This window comes from Roseinatronobacter alkalisoli (genome assembly GCF_028745735.1).
In the GTDB taxonomy this organism is placed as follows: domain Bacteria; phylum Pseudomonadota; class Alphaproteobacteria; order Rhodobacterales; family Rhodobacteraceae; genus Roseinatronobacter; species Roseinatronobacter alkalisoli.
Map to the genome: position 1 here is coordinate 40,251 of NZ_JAQZSM010000002.1, position 17,322 is coordinate 57,572.

General features: G+C 60.0%; 17 protein-coding genes. 3 read left to right on the top strand and 14 right to left on the bottom strand.

The genetic code is table 11. The features are described from left to right. Positions 1-33: 33 nt before the first annotated feature. From PUT78_RS02580 to PUT78_RS02625, 10 genes are all read right to left on the bottom strand, one after another. Positions 34-762 carry a FadR/GntR family transcriptional regulator gene (locus tag PUT78_RS02580; protein ID WP_274350529.1) on the bottom strand — a complete coding sequence of 243 codons (729 nt, stop codon included), beginning with the start codon at positions 760-762 and terminating at the stop codon, positions 34-36. 13 nt (positions 763-775) lie between these two features. Continuing rightward, positions 776-1,732 carry a galactofuranose ABC transporter, permease protein YjfF gene (gene yjfF / locus PUT78_RS02585; RefSeq protein ID WP_274350531.1) on the bottom strand — a complete coding sequence of 319 codons (957 nt, stop codon included), beginning with the start codon at positions 1,730-1,732 and terminating at the stop codon, positions 776-778. Continuing rightward, a complete protein-coding gene (locus tag PUT78_RS02590; RefSeq protein ID WP_274350532.1) occupies positions 1,729-2,778 on the bottom strand; it encodes an ABC transporter permease in 1,050 nt (349 codons plus the stop codon). The genes yjfF and PUT78_RS02590 overlap by 4 nt, the downstream gene beginning before the upstream one ends. Then, a complete protein-coding gene (locus PUT78_RS02595; RefSeq protein ID WP_274350534.1) occupies positions 2,775-4,280 on the bottom strand; it encodes a sugar ABC transporter ATP-binding protein in 1,506 nt (501 codons plus the stop codon). The genes PUT78_RS02590 and PUT78_RS02595 overlap by 4 nt, the downstream gene beginning before the upstream one ends. 126 nt (positions 4,281-4,406) lie before the next feature. Beyond that, entirely contained in the window at positions 4,407-5,360 is a 954-nt protein-coding gene (gene ytfQ / locus PUT78_RS02600; RefSeq protein WP_274350536.1) for a galactofuranose ABC transporter, galactofuranose-binding protein YtfQ, read from the bottom strand. A gap of 221 nt (positions 5,361-5,581) precedes the next feature. Then, the gene (locus PUT78_RS02605; protein WP_274350537.1) at positions 5,582-7,255 is read right to left on the bottom strand and encodes an ABC transporter permease; all 1,674 of its coding nucleotides are present in this window, start codon (positions 7,253-7,255) and stop codon (positions 5,582-5,584) included. Between the two features lie 72 nt (positions 7,256-7,327). Then, complete coding sequence (locus PUT78_RS02610) at positions 7,328-8,290, bottom strand: ABC transporter substrate-binding protein (RefSeq protein ID WP_274350538.1); 963 nt, start codon at positions 8,288-8,290, stop codon at positions 7,328-7,330. Between the two features lie 21 nt (positions 8,291-8,311). After that, complete coding sequence (locus PUT78_RS02615; protein WP_274350539.1) at positions 8,312-9,385, bottom strand: ABC transporter ATP-binding protein; 1,074 nt, start codon at positions 9,383-9,385, stop codon at positions 8,312-8,314. A gap of 169 nt (positions 9,386-9,554) precedes the next feature. Continuing rightward, positions 9,555-10,556 carry a P1 family peptidase gene (locus tag PUT78_RS02620; RefSeq protein WP_274350540.1) on the bottom strand — a complete coding sequence of 334 codons (1,002 nt, stop codon included), beginning with the start codon at positions 10,554-10,556 and terminating at the stop codon, positions 9,555-9,557. 138 nt (positions 10,557-10,694) lie between these two features. Beyond that, positions 10,695-11,291 carry a hypothetical protein gene (locus PUT78_RS02625; protein ID WP_274350541.1) on the bottom strand — a complete coding sequence of 199 codons (597 nt, stop codon included), beginning with the start codon at positions 11,289-11,291 and terminating at the stop codon, positions 10,695-10,697. A gap of 86 nt (positions 11,292-11,377) precedes the next feature. Between PUT78_RS02625 and PUT78_RS02630 the strand changes: the two genes are divergently transcribed. The 3 genes from PUT78_RS02630 to PUT78_RS02640 all read left to right on the top strand — a co-directional run bounded on the left by PUT78_RS02630 (position 11,378) and on the right by PUT78_RS02640 (position 13,392). Further along, positions 11,378-12,055 (top strand): helix-turn-helix transcriptional regulator, encoded by a 678-nt coding sequence (locus PUT78_RS02630; protein ID WP_274350542.1) that lies wholly within the window; start codon positions 11,378-11,380, stop codon positions 12,053-12,055. A gap of 165 nt (positions 12,056-12,220) precedes the next feature. Continuing rightward, positions 12,221-12,763 (top strand): sigma-70 family RNA polymerase sigma factor, encoded by a 543-nt coding sequence (locus tag PUT78_RS02635; RefSeq protein ID WP_274350543.1) that lies wholly within the window; start codon positions 12,221-12,223, stop codon positions 12,761-12,763. Further along, positions 12,760-13,392: a DUF1109 domain-containing protein gene (locus tag PUT78_RS02640; RefSeq protein WP_274350544.1), complete on the top strand. Its 633-nt coding sequence runs from the start codon at positions 12,760-12,762 to the stop codon at positions 13,390-13,392. The genes PUT78_RS02635 and PUT78_RS02640 overlap by 4 nt, the downstream gene beginning before the upstream one ends. Before the next feature lie 18 nt (positions 13,393-13,410). Here PUT78_RS02640 and PUT78_RS02645 read toward each other — a convergent pair whose 3' ends face one another. From PUT78_RS02645 to arfB, 4 genes are all read right to left on the bottom strand, one after another. Next, positions 13,411-14,574 carry a WD40/YVTN/BNR-like repeat-containing protein gene (locus tag PUT78_RS02645; protein WP_274350545.1) on the bottom strand — a complete coding sequence of 388 codons (1,164 nt, stop codon included), beginning with the start codon at positions 14,572-14,574 and terminating at the stop codon, positions 13,411-13,413. Between the two features lie 106 nt (positions 14,575-14,680). Beyond that, positions 14,681-16,147: an inorganic phosphate transporter gene (locus tag PUT78_RS02650; RefSeq protein ID WP_420793442.1), complete on the bottom strand. Its 1,467-nt coding sequence runs from the start codon at positions 16,145-16,147 to the stop codon at positions 14,681-14,683. 93 nt (positions 16,148-16,240) lie between these two features. Continuing rightward, positions 16,241-16,681: an NUDIX hydrolase gene (locus tag PUT78_RS02655; RefSeq protein ID WP_274350877.1), complete on the bottom strand. Its 441-nt coding sequence runs from the start codon at positions 16,679-16,681 to the stop codon at positions 16,241-16,243. A gap of 90 nt (positions 16,682-16,771) precedes the next feature. Then, positions 16,772-17,188 (bottom strand): alternative ribosome rescue aminoacyl-tRNA hydrolase ArfB, encoded by a 417-nt coding sequence (gene arfB / locus PUT78_RS02660; protein WP_274350547.1) that lies wholly within the window; start codon positions 17,186-17,188, stop codon positions 16,772-16,774. Between the last annotated feature and the right edge of the window lie 134 nt (positions 17,189-17,322).

The window sequence follows — 17,322 nt, forward strand, 5'->3', positions numbered from 1 at the left end:
TTATGCGTCGCTCAGCTTAACAAGCGGCTGACCCTAACGAACGGCGCGGGATATTCTGCGCTGACCATACAGGATCACATCGCGCATTGCTTGTTCGGCGGCGTCAGTGTCACGCCGCGCGATGGCTTCGACTATGCGCAGATGTGTCGCAGATACATCCTGCTGGATCACCGGTTCCGAGGCCGGAGAGCTGAGCCGGAAGGTGGTCAGCAAGGCGGCTTCTATCAAGGTGCCGACGGAATGCATGAATACATTCCCCGACGCTTTGGTGATCGCGCGATGAAGTTCAAGGTCGGCCATCGCAAAAGCCTTGTCGCTTACTGCGGTCCGCATCGCTTCGGCATGGCTGTAAAGCGTAGTGATTTCTTCGGTCGTGGCGCGGGTTGCTGCCATTGCTGCAGCGGCGGGTTCCATCGTCAGGCGCATCTCAAACAACTGATCCAGAAAGCTCATGTCGGGATATTCATTCAGATGCCAGACCAGCACTTCGGCATCGAACAGGTTCCACTGCAAACGGTCGCAGACCCGTGTCCCGACGCGGGTGCGCGCAACAACCATGCCTTTTGCCGCAAGCGTTTTCATTGCTTCACGCAGGACAGTGCGCGAGACACCGAACTGGCCCGCCAGTTCATCATCGCGCGGCAGGATCGATCCTTGCGGGTATTTGCCGCTGACAATCGCGCTGCCGATCCCTTCGACCACTTGCCCGTGGCTATTGCGCACCAGCGTTTCGTTCAGGGCATCGCGCAGCAGATCGGACATAACGTCTCCTTGGTCACTGATGAATACGCAGTCTGAGCAGACCTTTTTGCAGCAGGATGAACATCAGCAGCAGGCCGCCGATCACGATTTTTGTCCACCAACTCGATAGGCTTCCGTCGAAGACAATATAGGTCTGGATCAGGCCCATTGTCAGCACACCGATCAACGTACCAAACATATAGCCACTGCCGCCAGTCAAAAGCGTGCCGCCAATGACCACTGCGGCAATTGCACTCAACTCCACGCCGACGGTTGCCAGCGGATAACCAGCCGAGGTGTAAACCGAAAAGACAATCCCCGACAACCCGGCCATAAAGCCCGAAAATGCATAGACCGCCACGGTGGTCCGCCCGACGGCGACACCCATCAGCCGTGCCGTGGCCTCTCCGCCGCCCAGGGCATAGACATTGGTGCCAAACCGGGTCCGGTGCAGAACGATCATCCCGACGACAACGGCCATGATCATGATCATCCCCAACAGGGTCAGCCGCCCCCGGCCGGGCATCACATAATAGGCGCGTTGCATCAGCTGATAGAGCGGATCGGCAATCGGCACGGAATCGATCGACAGCATATAGCTGGCGCCGCGTGCCAGAAACATGCCCGCAAGCGTCACAATAAAGGGCGGCATCGCCAGCAGATAGATCATCCCGCCCATCGCCGCGCCAAAGGCGGTGGTAATTGCCAGCAACATCGCAAACACCACCAGCGGATGGATCCCGGTATCGCGCAGAACTACCGCGATAAAGACACCAGAAAAAGCGATGACTGACCCGACCGACAGATCGATCCCGCCCGAAATGATCACGATGGTCATGCCGACCGCGACGATGCCCAGATATGCATTATCGGTCAGCAAATTGCCGATCACGCGCGTGGACAGCATTGCCGGGAACTGGATGTAGCAAATCAGATAGGCCAGCAGGAAGATAGCGATGGTGGCATAAAGTGGCAGCGCGCGGATGCTCATGTCTTGGTCTCCGTCCCGGCGTTTTGCTGCGATGTCTGTGACTGTTTGGGGCGCTGTGACCTGTCACGTCGGCCCCGCCACAGATAGGCAAGTTGCGGCAGCACCCTGGGCGATTGCAGCACAAGGATGATGATCACCAGAACCGCCTTGATCACCAGATTGAATTCCGACGGAAAGCCCGCCAGCAGAATACCGGTGTTGATCGTCTGGATGATCATCGCACCAAGGATAGAGGCGAGGATCGAAAACCGCCCGCCCAGAAGCGAATTCCCACCGATCACCACTGCGAGAATTGCATCAAGTTCCAGCCACAGACCCGCATTATTGGCATCGGCGCCGCGGATATCCGCCGTGGCGATAATGCCTGCCAACGCGGCGCAGAACCCTGATCCCATATAGACCGCGATCAGCAACACGCGGCTGTTAATCCCGGTCAGCGTGCTGGCGCGCAGGTTCACACCGATGGATTCCACCAGCAGCCCCAGGGCCGTGCGCCGCACCAGAAGCCCAAAGCCGATGCCCGTAAGCACCCAGATCACCGCAGGCACCGGTACCCCCAGAAGCGTGCCTGATCCAAGATAGGAAAATGCATCATTGTCAAAGGTCAGGATCGTGCCGCCGGTGATCAGTTGCGCAATGCCGCGCCCCGCTACCATCAGAATCAGCGTGGCGACAATCGGCTGGATGTCGAACACCGCAACCAACAGCCCGTTCCATAGCCCGCAGATCAGCCCCGCGACAAGCGCGATGCCAAGCGCTGCCCACAGGCCAAAGCCCTGATCAATCGACCAGGCCGCACTCGCGCCGCAGATTGCCATCACCGCACCGACCGACAGATCGATCCCGCGCGTGGCAATGACCAGCGTCATGCCGATGGCCAGCAACGCAACCGGGGCGCCGCGTTTTATCACGTCAATCGGAATGCCGACCAGCCGTTCATTGACATAGACGATCTGCCAGAAACTGGGAAAATAAATGCTGACCAGCATGATCACGGCGACCAGTGTCAGCAATTGTGGTGCAACCCGGCGCAGCACCGTCGTCATGTTGTTGCCTCTGGCGTCAGATCCGGTGCGGCAATCGCGCGGACAATGGTATCGGTGGTCACATCTTCCCCCGTCAGTTGTGATACATGTTGGCGGTCGCGCACCACGATCACGCGGTGCGACACAGCGACGAGTTCATCAAGCTCGGATGAGATGACAAGGATCGACATGCCCTGCGCCACGACGTCTTCGATCAGCCGCAGAATTTCGGCATGGGCACCGACATCGATGCCGCGCGTCGGTTCATCAAGGATCAGGAACCGTGGGTTCGTTGCCAGCCAGCGCGCCAGGATCACCTTTTGCTGGTTGCCGCCGGACAGCAGGCCCACGGGCTTTTCTGCATCCGGGGTGCGGATATCAAGCCGGGCAATATAGTCATCCGCCATGCGGATCTGTTCCGCCTGCGGGATCGGGCGCGACCAGCCGCGACGGGCCTGAAGTGCCAGAATAATATTCTCGCGCACGCTCAGTTCCGCGATGATGCCATCGGTCTTGCGATCCTCCGGGGCAAAGGCAAAACCGGCGGCGATGGCCGCGCGCGGATTGCGCAGATCAACCGGTCCATCGCTGTCCTCGACTGTCCCGCTGTCGCTGGGGGCTGCGCCGAACAGGACCTCTGCACTTTCGGTGCGGCCGGACCCGAGCAAACCCGCCATGCCGATCACTTCGCCCTTGTGGACAGTCAGATCGAATGGTGCGATCCGGCCACGCCGCCCGACACCTGAAAACCTGATCGCATCTTTGCCATCCGCAACAGGGCGTGCGCGCGTCGCGGTTTCCTGCTGCAATTCATGCCCCAGCATCAGGGTGATCAGCTGCATCCGGTCAACCTCTGCCGCCGGGCAGGTGGCGATGTGCCGCCCGTTGCGCAAAATGGTCAGGCGGTCCGAAATCTCAAACACCTGATCCAGAAAATGCGAGATAAAGATGATTCCCAAACCCCGCGCGCGCAGGTCGCGCACAACATCGAACAGCATCTGCACTTCGCGCGCATCAAGGCTGGCGGTCGGTTCATCCAGAATCAGAACCCGGCCCGACAGATGCACGGCGCGCGCAATCGCAACGATCTGCTGCACCGCGACAGAATATTGGTCCAGCGTCCGGCGCACATCAATATCAATCCCGTAACCTGACAGCATCTCATCTGCTTGCGCGTTCATCGCGCGCGAACGGATCATGCCCAAACGGCGCGGCTGATGGCCCAGGGTCAGATTTTCCGCCACCGTCAGATTGGGCAGCAGATTGACTTCCTGATAGACTGTGCCGATGCCGATGGCCTGCGCTTCAAGCGTGCTTTGCGGGAAAATGGGCTGACCTTCAAAAAGAATATCACCCGAATCGCGCCTGTACGCACCGGTCAGGCATTTGATCAGTGTAGATTTTCCGGCACCGTTTTCGCCCAGCAGGGCATGCACTTCACCGGCCTTCAGGTCGAAACTGACGGCGTCCAGTGCCCTTGTGCCGGGAAATGTCTTGGTCAGGTCGCGTGTCGACAATAGCATCAGATGCCTCGTGGGTGGTGCAAGGGCAGGGGGCTGAAATATGTTTGTGCCGGAATTTGCGCGCCAGTCATAGGTATATCCGGGACGCAGGTTTCCCCTGCGCCCCGGGCACATCCCGTCACAAAATCAGTAACCCAGATCTTTGCGAGCCTCGTATTCACCAGCAGGATCATCGGCTTGTGTATAAAGCCGCGATTCAGTCTGGATGAACTTTTCAGGCATTGTGCCATCGGCGAAATAAGCTTCCAGCGCATCAAAGGCGGGGCCGGCCATGTTTGGTGTCAACTCCACCGTGGCATTCGCCTCGCCTGCCGCCAACGCCTGAAAGATATCCGGCACAGCATCAATGGACACGACCAGAATGTCCTGACCGGGGTTCAGGCCAGCCTCTTTGATGGCCTGAATGGCACCGACGGCCATGTCATCGTTATGGGCATAAAGCGCGCAGATATCCGCGCCGCCATTTTCAGCCTGAAGGAAGCTTTCCATAACTTCCTTGCCGCGTGTCCGGGTGAAATCGCCGGTCTGGCTGCGCACAATCTCGATATTGTCCGCCCCTGCGATGCCCTGTTCAAAACCGTTCTTGCGGTCAATCGCCGGCGAAGACCCGGTTGTGCCCTGCAATTCGACCACACGGCAATCCGCACCGTCCACCGCCTCGACCAGCCATTCACCCGCAACGCGGCCTTCATGTACAAGGTCAGAACCGACGGCGGTCAGGTATAGGTCAGGGTCGCTGTCGACCATCCGGTCAAGCAGGACGACGGGAATTTCAGCCTCTGCAGCTTCTTCCAGCACGGAATCCCAGCCGGTCGCCACGACAGGGGCCAACAGGATCGCATCAACGCCCTGCGCGATGAATGACCGCAGTGCTGCAATCTGGTTTTCCTGACGCTGCTGCGCGTCCGAGAAGCGCAGATCAATGCCACGGTTTTCCGCCTCTTGCATCGTGACGGTGGTTTCGGCAGCGCGCCAGCCGGATTCTGACCCGATCTGTGAAAAGCCGATGGTCTGCGCATGTCCTGCACCGGCCGCAAAAGTAAAGACAGCGACGCTGGCCATCAAAGTTCGTTTAAGCATTGGAAATCCTCCCGAGATCTCAATGGTCCCTACCGGACCTTTCGCGAATAAATACTATTATATACATTGCGGCAAGGTTTTTCTGTTTTGCATCTTCTGATGCTTGTCAGGCTGGCCACAGCACCTGAGAATTCGCCTGTCGATGCGACAGCGGGATGACGTTGCAGGAAACGGCCTTTGGGGTGTTCCCAAAGGCATATCGACCGCTGCGGCCCCAGATATCACCCGGAGAAGGCGCTGCTGTCCTGTCGCGCAAGCCACAGATTGACGGCCAACAATATGCCAGAGGTGATGGATATCGCGATCATGCTCATGGCCATGCCGGTTTGGACGGAGCCCTGTTCGAACTGCGCAAAAACAAATGTGCCTACAGTGCGCATCCCCGCAGGCGCGAGCATGATTGACGCCACCAGTTCGCGCGAAGCGATGGCGAAAACAAGCATCATCGCCGCGATCAGCGCGGGTGCCAGCAGCGGCAAGGTGACATGGCGCAAGGTCTGTATCTGGCTTGCGCCGGACACCCGGGCGGCATCGTCAAGTGATACAGATATCTGGCGCAACCGCGCAACTGCGTAGCGGATGGGATAGGGAAGCAGGATGCCGATATAGGCAATCAGCAAGATCGCAGCAGTGCCATAAAGCGAAACCGGCAGGTAGGGCGAATTCCAGAACAGGATGATCCCCACCGCCAGTACGATGGCCGGGATCGCATTGGGAAGGACTGACAACCCGTCCATGACAGCGCGCCCGCGCCCTGTGCCGCGCACAACGATACAGGCGACCAACGCCCCGATGACCGCCGTCGCAAAGGCGGTCAGTACGGCCAGCCAGCCGCTTGTCGCCAATGCCTGCCCCGCCCTGCTACCAGTATGGAAGATCGGCGCGTAATGGCGCAGGTCGAAATTCGACCAGTTCAGCCCGCCCGAGATCGTACCCATGAGGGATGTCACGGTTATTGCCGCCAGTGGGATCACCACGCCGATGATCGCGACCAGCGTAAACAGGCCCAGCACAGGCCAGCGCCAGCGCCCCGGATCGGCCTTGACCGGATCAGCGGGTTTGCCGGTCTGGCTGATATAGGACCGCCGCGTCGCGATCCAGTTCTGAAGCGTGAAGGCCGCCAGCACCATCGCCATCAATATGCACGATCCCAGCGCCGCACCTGACATGTCGATCGGCCAGTCCGACAGCCGCGTGTAGATGCCGGTCACCAGCACTTCAAACCCGGTGCGCGCGGCAAGGGCGGCAGGCGTGCCGAATTCCTCTATCGACAAGGCAAAAACGATCAGAAGGCTTGCGGCAATGGCCGGGATCGACAAGGGCAGCGTGATCAGGAAGAACGCCTGCAATGGCCGCGCGCCATGCACACGCGCAGCGGATGCAAACCGCCCGCCCACCATTTCCAGCGCGCGGCTGACGGCGAAATAGACCAGCGGAAACAGGTTCAGTGTCATCACGAAGGCCACGCCGGTGAAACTGAACAGAAAACCACCCATGTCAAAACCCAATAGCTGGAACAGGTAGCCGCGTGGCTGCAATGTCATCATCCACGCAATGGCCGCGATAAAAGGCGGGATCAGGAAAGGAATTAGAAAGATCACATCCCAGACCCGCGCGCCCGGCACATGGAAAAGCCCGCGCAATATGCCGATGGGCAGGCCGAAGATCAGACAGCCCAACATGACAGAGAAAGCCAGCATAAGCGTATTGCGCGCCTGCAGCAGCAGGCGTTCGTTTTCCGAAATGATGGCGAGTTTCGAAAAGGCCCCGTCCAGCGATCCGCGCGCGAAATCGGGAAATACCGCTTGCAGCAGGATGAACACCACAGGCAGGCCCACAAGGATCAGCAGCGCACAGGCGGCCAGAGTGGTCAGGACAGATTGCGCGCGTGGCATCAGGGCCAGCCTTTCATGCAAATGCGTATGGCCCCGGTTTCGTGCGGGGCCATACGTGAAGGTCAGTTCGGATCAGCGGTTGATTACGGTTTCGTTGAAGCGCGCGATAATTTCGTCGCGGCGGGCAGAAACGGCATCCGTATCCACATCGATAACCGTCAGTTCATTGATTCCCGGACGCAAGCCCTCGATATCAGTGCGCGCGGGCATCAGGAAAGTTTCGGAAACAAGCGCCTGTCCGGCATCTGACAGAACGAAATCGACAAAGGCTTTCGCCGCGTCGGGGTTCTGTGTCGATTCCAGAATCATGATCGGGCGCGGCGCAATGACCGTACCGCTGGAAGGTGTGATCACCTCGATCGTTTCGCCCGAAGCGGCTTGTCCATAGCTGATATAGTCCACCGCACCAAACACGACAGCCTTGGCACCTTGCAACACCGGGTTCAGTGCTGCGGCATTGGGGCCGGGCACGATCATGTCATTCGCGGCCAATGCGGACAGCAACCCCCAGCCCTCTTCGCCCATCGCGGCTTCCAGCCCGGCGACCAGATCGAAAGCGGCCCCCGATTGCGACGGGTCTGGCATGGTGATCAGGTTGCGATACACCTCATCAGTCAGATCGGCCCATTCATCGGGGCGCGGTACATCGCTTTGGCTGTTCCAGACCATCGCCAGCGCCGACACGCCCTGTGCGGCATAATGGCTGTGTTTCAGGAAATCCGGTATCATCCCGGCGTGGGGCGATGTGTATTCCATCAACAGCCCACGCTCATGCATGTCTTCCGCCGATCCCCAACTGGCAGAGACGACAACATCAGCCTGCGGGTTGGCTTCTTCTGCTTCCAGCCGTGCCATGACCTGCCCGGTCGTGGCCTGAAAGACATTGACGGCAATACCGGTTTCGGCCTGAAAGGCTTCGGCCAGCGCATCGGCCAGATTACCGGGGCCAGCGGTGTAGAAAGTCAGCGTATCAGCATGCGCAAGGCCGCCGATCAGGCCAAGGGTCGCAGCGAGTGCAGTGGTGCGGAGCATCATATCCTGTCCTTTTGGGTTCGTTCAGTGTGGAAATACGCGCAGCCGGTCGGCATCAATCGCCAGTGGGATCCGGCTGTTCAGGGCTGCGGGGCGATCTGTCGGGCAGACAAGGCGTGTGCTGTCCCCGTCCAGCCCCAGATGCAGCAGATAACGGTCGCCCTGAAACTGGCAGCGCAGCACCTGCGCCGTCAGCGCGCCGTCAGATGCCAGTCGGATGGCAGTGCGCGGGATAAGAATGCGCGCAGGCCCTTCTTGTGCGGACAAGGCCAGATCGGGTAGCTTCAGGCTGTTGCGACTGCATGTGAATCCCTGCGTGCTGCACACATGCCCGTCGATCAATGCCCCGATATTCAGAAACTGCGCCACATCTACCGAGTCGGGGGATGCGAAAAGCCGCTCCGGCGTGTCGATCTGCGCAATCTCGCCCCCCAGCATGACGGCAACCCGGTCCGCAATGGTGAAGGCCTCGGACTGGTCATGCGTGACATAGATGGCCGAAAGCCCCAATTCGCGCAGAAGCGTGCCGATTTCAAGCGCCAGCCCCTCGCGCAATTCGCGGTCGAGGTTTGAAAGCGGTTCATCGAACAGAACCAATGGCGGTTCGGCCACAATCGCGCGGGCAAGCGCCACACGCTGCTGTTGCCCGCCCGAAAGCGTGCCGGGAAACCGTTCAGCCAGATGCGCCAACCCGACACGATCCAGCGCGCGCCGGGCGCGGGTTTCGCGGGCACTGCGGCCCAGTTTGCGCATGCGCAGCGGGAAGGCCACATTTTCCAGCACGCTCAGATGCGGCCAGATGGCGTAATCCTGAAACACCATACCAATACCCCGCCCCTCGGGCGGGGTGTTGACGCCACGGCCATCGACGACACACTTGCCTGCAATCTGCATCTGGCCCGCACTGGCCGTCAAAAGCCCGGCGGCAATACGCAAAAGCGTGGTCTTGCCACAGCCGGACGGGCCAAGCAGGGCCACAACCTCGCCCGGGGCAAGATCAAGATGGATATTGCGCAGCACCTCCGTGTCACCAAAGGACTTGGCAATCTGCGTGGCGGACAGCGCGAAAGAGCTGGCATTCAGCGGGTCAATTTTCATGTTGGGGGACGTAGCAGTCCGATGTAACAGTTTCTTGTCACTGACCTGTTGTTTCGCTGGATTTCTTGCCCATGCGCCAGCCAACGCCCCCCTTGTTCGCATCATTGCCTGAAGTCCACGGACGGGGGCAGGGCGTCAGGGATATATGATCATGGTCTGTGCCCAGACTTCAGGCCCGCGCAGACCATGCAGGGAACAGATCGCCGGTTTCAGGGCGTGCTTCATAAACCCCCCGTGCAATTGCGCGTGACAGACATGTGGCCGCGACTGCGCCGATCTGGGACAGCGCCTGCGCGCGGTCATCAGGCAGGCCGACATGCCCGGTAGAAACTGCAAAAACCAGATCGCCATCGAACGGGGTATGTGCAGGAACAATGGCCCGCGCGATACCATCATGGGCGGCAACAGCAAGGCGATGGCACTCTGCCTTGGTAAGGGCGGCATCCGTTGCAATGATGGCAATTGTCGTGTTTTCCTGCGTTGTGTCCCTGCCCGCAATCTTGTGGCCGAAAATCTTGCCGCTGTGTCCGCTGCTGGGATCAGGGCCAAGGCCGCCGAATTCGCCATGTTGCTCAAACGGGGCGGCCCAGAAATGTCGACTGTCCTCGGGTGATACTGAACCAACCGGATTGACAGCGACCAGCGCGCCGACCGTAACGCCAGCGACCTGTGCGGACGCGGACCCCAGTCCGCCCTTTACCGTTCCGGTCAGGGCACCGTATCCCGCCCCCGCAGTGCCGATCTGAAATGCAGTGCCAGCATTCCGGAATGCAGCGCGCCCCAGATCACGATAGGGGTTTTCCGTCCAGTCCTTGTCACCGCCGTTCAACAGGTCAAACAGAATTGCGCCGGGGACAATCGGAACCACAGCACGACCCGCCGCAAACCCGCGACCAGCAGATCGCAACTCATCCGACACGCCGCTACAGGCATCCAGACCAAACGCAGAACCGCCCGACAGCACCAGCGCGTCAACTTTTTCCACCAGCCTGTCGGGCGCAAGCAAATCCGTTTCACGTGTTCCGGGCGCCCCACCCATGACATGCACTGAACAGACAAAGGGTTCTGGCGCGGTAAGAACAGTCACACCGGATTTTATCGCCGGATCACAGGCATTCCCGACAAGTATCCCGCGCACATCCGTTATAAGGTTTCGTGTGAGTTTTGACATGCGCCATCTTGTTCAGGGCAAACGGCTTCTTGCAATATCTCTTTGTCGCATGGCGCATTTTTGTGATTCCGTCTTGTTGCCCGATCTGTTGCCGCTATCGTTTATCAGCGGGCACATGAATGGCCCGCTGATGTTTGTTCAGGCCAGCATCCCGAATTCCATGCTGATCGGCTCTATGAGGGCAAGAAATGCGTCGCAGTCTGCATTTCCTGCCCAACTGGCACAGATGGCCCGGGCATCCGCGTCTGTCGCAGCAAAGGCCATATCCACCCAGGTTCCATCCTCCAGCTTTGCCAACCGCTGACCACGCCAGCCAGGCTGTTGCGAAAGCTGGTTTTCAACCATCCGGGCATGAGCAACACGTAACATGGCTTCTGTCACGCCCGACCGCAGGCGAAAGCGCCCCAGTTCCAGGCCATCGCCCGCCTGCATCATGGGCAAGCCGCCATAGGGCAACACGAAATGATCCATGTAGCCGAATTCCGAAATTGTGGCGCGGAACGCTGCAAACTCATCTGCCGAACCGACAGTCTTCGCGGCGTTGTCGGCGGCGTCCTGATTGCGCCAGACCACAAGATCGCCGCGCCGCGCCGTATTCTTCGCGCATGTCAGCGGAAGCCAGCCGGAGAACCCCTTCAGGGTGACAGCAAGCTCCCTCGCGTTGTGGCGCTGGCGGTCGGCTTCCGCGACTGATCCGACGTTGTAGGTAACAATTTCCAGGCGGGGTTGTGACATCTGCGTAGTCCTTTTGTTGGTGTGTCGTCACTTTCTAGATGTTACCCCTGACAGATAGTGTCAGGATGGTGCTATAAGTCTGCTGCATGAAAACCCACCGCCTGTTCTCTTTGCTGGATCATCTTCGGTCCGCCCGTCGGCCTGTCCCGGCGGGTGTGCTGGCGCAGCGCCTTGGCGTTTCTACCCGCACGATCTATCGCGATGTTGCCACCCTGCAGGAGATTGGCGCGCCCATTCGCGGCGAAGCAGGTATCGGCTACCAGCTTGAACAGGGCTATTTCCTGCCACCACTCCAGTTCGATACAGAGGAGATGGAGGCAATCATGCTGGGAATGCGCCATCTGATGGCCCGGCGCGGCGGTGGATTGCGCGACGCCGCGGAGAGGGTCACGGGCAAGGTTGCCGCATCGCTGGGCGCAGAGGTCGGCCAGAAGTTTCAGAACCTGAACCTGCTTGCCGTGACAAGGCACCGCGCGGCAGATGTCCTTGCCGAACAATGGGGTGGCATGGCCCGCCGGGCGATCCGCGCAAGACGTGTCCTGCAGATCACCTATGTCAGCCTGGAGGGGCGCAGAAGCGAACGCCGCGTCCAGCCGCTGGGCATCACATTGTTTGATGATGTCTGGCTGCTGACCGCATGGTGCGAGCGGGCAGATGATTTCCGCAATTTCCGTCTGGACCGGGTCGAAACCATGCTGGAAACAGAGGAGGTTTTCCGACCCGCAAGCGGCAGGCAGTTCAAAGACTATGTGCTCCGCCTGTAAGGGGGGTAGATGCCGGAAGGGGGGGCAGGCCCCGTAGGCAACGGTTTGCAGGTCTTTGTCACGCTGGCGTGAACAGGTGATGTACAGGATGAAAATCATTTGGAACTTTGCAATAACGCGCCTGTAACAAAGACCGCACCAGCCCCGAACAGAAAGTGAATCGGATTGGAAGGCCCCGGAAATCTGGAAGATCTTATGCGCGCGGCGAAACGTGGTGATTCCGTCGCCTATCGTCAGTTGCTTCAGGCCATCACCCCTGTCCTGCGGACCGTGGTGCGCGCCCGGGGGACTGCGCTGGGGCGCGAGACATGCGAGGATGTATTGCAGGAAGTTCTGCTTGCGATCCACGCCAAGCGGCATACATGGCAGGAAGATGCACCCCTGCGCCCGTGGCTCTATGCGATTGCACGGCATAAGGTGGTGGATGCCTTTCGCGCGCGGGGCAGGCATTTCGATCTGTCCATCGACGATCTGGCAGAGGTGCTGCCAGCAGCAGACGGCCCCGACCCTACGGAAGGGCGCGACATGGAAAAAGTGCTGAGCAGGCTGGAACCACGCGCGGCTGAAATTGTGCGCGCCTTCGGTCTGAACGGTGAAACGACTGCCGAAACTGCAGCGCGTCTGGATATGTCCGAAGGGGCCGTGCGCGTTGCCCTGCACCGGGCGCTGAAGACCATTGCACGGCTGCGTGAAAGGATGATCGAATGAATACGGATGACCTGATTGCGGTGCTTGCTGCTGATACGCTGCCGCAGCAGACGGTCGGCCAGCGGCTTTGGCGGGCGCTGCCGGTCGCCATCGGGGTGACCGTACTGGCATTCGTGGTGTTCTGGGGGGCACGTGCGGATATGATGGCCGCGCTGAATTCAGCTGCAATCCTGAAAACCATCTTCCCGTTGGTGCTTGCGCTGTTGGCCGGGGCGCTTGCTTTTGGGCTGGCACGCCCCGGTCTGCGCGCGGATATGCGCATGGCGGCGCTGGGTCTGTTTGCGGCCGGGTTGATCGCGGCTTTCGCTATGGCGCTTGCGCGTGACGGGGTTTCGGGGCTGACAGGTGCACTTGCCACGCCCAGTCTGGTGACCTGTCTGCTGTCGGTTCCCACGCTGGCCCTGCCGTTGCTGGGCGCTGTTTTCTGGGCGCTTTCCGCCGGGGCCGCGCTGCGCCCACGACTGACCGGCGCAGTGGCCGGCCTGCTGGCGGGGGGGCTGTCGGCTGCGCTTTATTCGCTGCATTGTGATCAGGATGCAGCGCTTTTCGTGCTGCCCGCCTATTCCACGGCAATCCTGCCCGTTGCGCTGTTCGGTGCGGCCATCGGCCCCCGGTTGCTGAAATGGTGACACGCACGCGGGCAGGCGCTACGTGCGGTCAAGTACCTCTACTGCAAGAATGGTAGGCAGGTGTCGCGCGATTTCCTGCCATGTGTCGCCTTCATCCGCGCTGGCAAAGACCGACCCGCTATTGGTGCCGAAATACACCCCCGCCGGATCGCGCGTGTCCCCCGCCATCGCCTGCCGCAGCACAGTGAAAAAGCATGATGTCTGTGGCAACCCCTCGCGCAGGGCTTGCCAGTTCCGGCCACCATCGCGCGACCGCCACACGGCTGCGGCGGCATCCGGTGGGAACCGCCCGGCCATGTCGCCATTCAGCGGCAATGTCCAAATGGTGTCAGGGTCGCGCGGATGCACCCGGATCGGAAAACCGAAGGTAGACGGCAGGCCCGTGGTAATGTCATCCCAACTGCGCCCGCCATCTGCCGAACGCCACACGCCATGGTGGTTTTGCTGATAAAGCACATCTTCGCGCCCGGGCGCACGCATCATGTTATGCACACAATGCCCGGTTTCGCCGCCCTGCGGCCCGGCAGGGTGATCATGGTGATGGCTGTGGGTATCGGCGTTCGACAGGCGGTTGCGGCGCTCCCATGTTTTGCCGCCATCCTCGGTCGCGAACACACCCGCAGCAGAGATGGCGACCCAAAGTTTCTGTGCATTGGCAGGGTCCGCAACGATCGTGTGCAATACAAGCCCCGCAGCACCAGGGTTCCAGCTTCCGGCAGAGGGGTGATTGGTCAGCCCGTCAACCCTGCTCCAGCTTTCGCCGCCGTCATTGCTTTGCAGCAGGTTTGCGGGTTTCGTCCCGGCATAAAGCGTGCCATGGGCATAGCATAGCGACCATATCTGACTGAAGCTGTCGCCGAATGGAAGGGTCGTATCCGACCAGCCAATCATTTGGGCGAAATCGGGGTCATTGGCGGCCCAGTCGTCCATTGTCCCTTTTGTCAGGCGGGTAAGGGTCCAGTTTTGCCCGACGTCATCCGAACGCCAGATACCCGCGCCGTGCCAGTCACCGCCGCCCCCGGCCCATAGGGTTCCTGTTGCCGGGTCGCCGACGACATGATTGATCGGCCAGCCGTCGCAAAACGGGCCTGTCACGTTCCAGCCGTCCCGGCCGCCCGTACCCGTGACAAGAAATGCGCCTTTTGTGGTCCCGACAAGGACAATACTATCCCCCGACGCCATGACCTGCCTCCCTCTCCGCAAAAGATGCAGGAATGCTATCACGAAAGGGGCTGCTTTGATAGAAGGCGCGCTGCGCTGGACCCGCCCGCGCCGCAGCGCGCATGCCTTAATAGGTGATCAGATTCATCAGATGGAACAGCCCCGCCGACAGCAGCGCGGCGGATGGCACTGTCACAATCCAAGCGGCTAGGATAGTCAGGAAATGGGCGCGGCGGACGACCATTTTCCGTTTGCGCACTTCCTGCGGGACGGTCGTATCAACGCGGCGCTCATTCAGGATGCGTTCATGATACCATTCACGAAAGAACCCCACCCCGAAGATCGCACCAATGGCAATATGTGTCGAACTGACCGGCAATCCCAGCCAGGATGCGAAAATAACTGTGATCGCAGCGGCAAGTGACACGCAATAGGCGCGCATTGCATTCAGGCGTGTAATCTCGTTGCCGACAAGGTTGATCAGCTTTGGCCCGAACAGCAGCAACCCCACCGACAGCCCGATCCCGCCAATCAGCATGACCCACAGTGGGATGCCCACACTGTCAGCCGCACCGCCACCCTGCACCGCATGGACAATCGCTGCAACCGGACCGATGGCATTGGCCACATCATTGGCCCCATGCGCAAAGGACAACAGCGCAGCAGAGAATATCAGCGGAATATTGAACAGGATTTTCAGGGATTTCTTGCGGTTCTCCATGCCTTCGCTTTGGCGACGGATCACCGGACGCATGGCAAAGGTCAGGACTGTGCCGAACACCACCCCCAGCGCGATTGCAGTGCCGAAATCAATGGTGACAATCCTGTTCACGCCCTTCAGCGCCAGATAGGTCGCAAATGCCCCCCCCATCACCCCGATCAGGATGGGAACCCAATAGCGCGCGGCCTGAATCATGTCGGGACGGTAGATGATGCGTGATTTGATGATCGCCAGAAAGATTGCTGCGAATATTCCGCCCAGAACCGGCGATATGACCCAGCTTGCTGCGATGCGCGCCATCATCGGCCAGTTCACTGCCGCAAACCCTGCCGCCGCAATGCCTGCCCCCATGACACCGCCGACAATCGAATGGGTGGTTGATACCGGCGCGCCGATCCATGTTGCCAGATTGATCCATATTGCGCCGGCCAGCAGCGCGGCCATCATGGCCCAGATGAACACCTGGGTTTGCGCAACCGATTCCGGCGCGATAATGCCGCGCGACACGGTGCTGACCACATCGCCGCCCGCAATCAGCGCGCCAGCCGTTTCGCAGATTGCGGCAACGATCAATGCGGTACCGATGGTCAGCGCGCGCGCGCCCACCGATGGCCCCATATTGTTGGCCACGTCATTCGCACCGATATTGATGGCCATATAGGCACCGATGATCGCCGCTGCGATGACAATCAGGCCAAGCGGTTCAAACCCGATGAATGCGGCAACTGCCAGCCCGGTCACAACCATGAAGGCAAGTGCAAGACCGGGTGCAACCAGCGGGCGGGCGGAATAGGCCATGGCCTGTTCCATCGCCGAAAGGCGGGCCAGATCCTTGTTGAGCGTCTTCCAGGATTTTTCCGAAAGGTTCGACACCGCAGCCATCCGTTTGTAACAATTTCACGACAGTCCGGCGGTATCAGGATTCCCTGCGCGCGACAACATACGTTGCGCTTGCCTGTTGCCCGTTTACAAGCTTTTCAACAGGTCGCGCACTTCCGGGTCGCGCACGATCTCGGCGGCTTCTGCTATGGGGAACCACTTGCGCTTTCGCTTCCGCGCCTCCGGATAACTGTCAGAAATGCGCTGGACATCCAGACGGAATATCTGCGCGCGGCAACTGACCGGCAGGCCGCTTTTCTTGATTTTGGTATAGGTGAATGCCCCGATCGGGTTTTCGGAAACACTGCCGCGCACGCCCGCTTCTTCCCAGGCCTCAATCGCGGCAGCTTCTGCCAGTGATTTTCCCTTCATCGGCCATCCTTTGGGAAGCACCCACTGACCCAACCGCATTGTCCGCACAAGCAGAACTTCCCGGCCCGCGGGACCGTCACGCAGACATACTGCCGCAGTCTGCACAAATGCAGGGCGCACCTGATTTGCAATCAGGTTCAACAAGGTCCGTGACATGGCTGCGGTGTTCACAAATTCAGGTTCCTGTACCGGATATGACAAAACGCGATGACCGGATGATGACAAACTGGCGCTGCCCGCGCATGTTCAATCCGGTTTGGGACCAGCCCGCAGTGCCTTGATATCGGCGCGGTGGGCCTTGCTTTCAAGTCGCCGTCGTTTGCTGGCAAGGGTGGGTCGGGTCTTGATGCGCGGTTTCGGGCGTTTCAGCGCCTCCAGGATCAGTTCTGCCAGCCGGTCGCGGGCGATGTCCCGGTTGCGCGCCTGCGACCGCGTTTCTTCCACCCGCAGCACAAGTGCGCCATCCTGTGTCCAGCGCCGTCCCGCCAACCGTTTCAGGCGTGATTTCACCGGCGCTGGCAGGTTCGGGCTGCGTTCCGCTTCAAAACGCAACTCCACCGCAGTGGACACTTTGTTGACATTCTGCCCGCCCGGCCCGGATGCACGGGTGAAGGATTCCGTCAGTTCCCAGTCCTGCAAGGTTATGTCGTCGTTGATGCGCATTCGTTCTACGACCCGGAAAATCACTGTGAATCGAAAGGGCCGCCTTATGACGAGGCGGCCCTGAACGAGCTTCAGGAGATGGAGCCAAGTTAGAGCATTGGCCCAATCAAAAGGGTGTCCCCATCGGGGTTGCC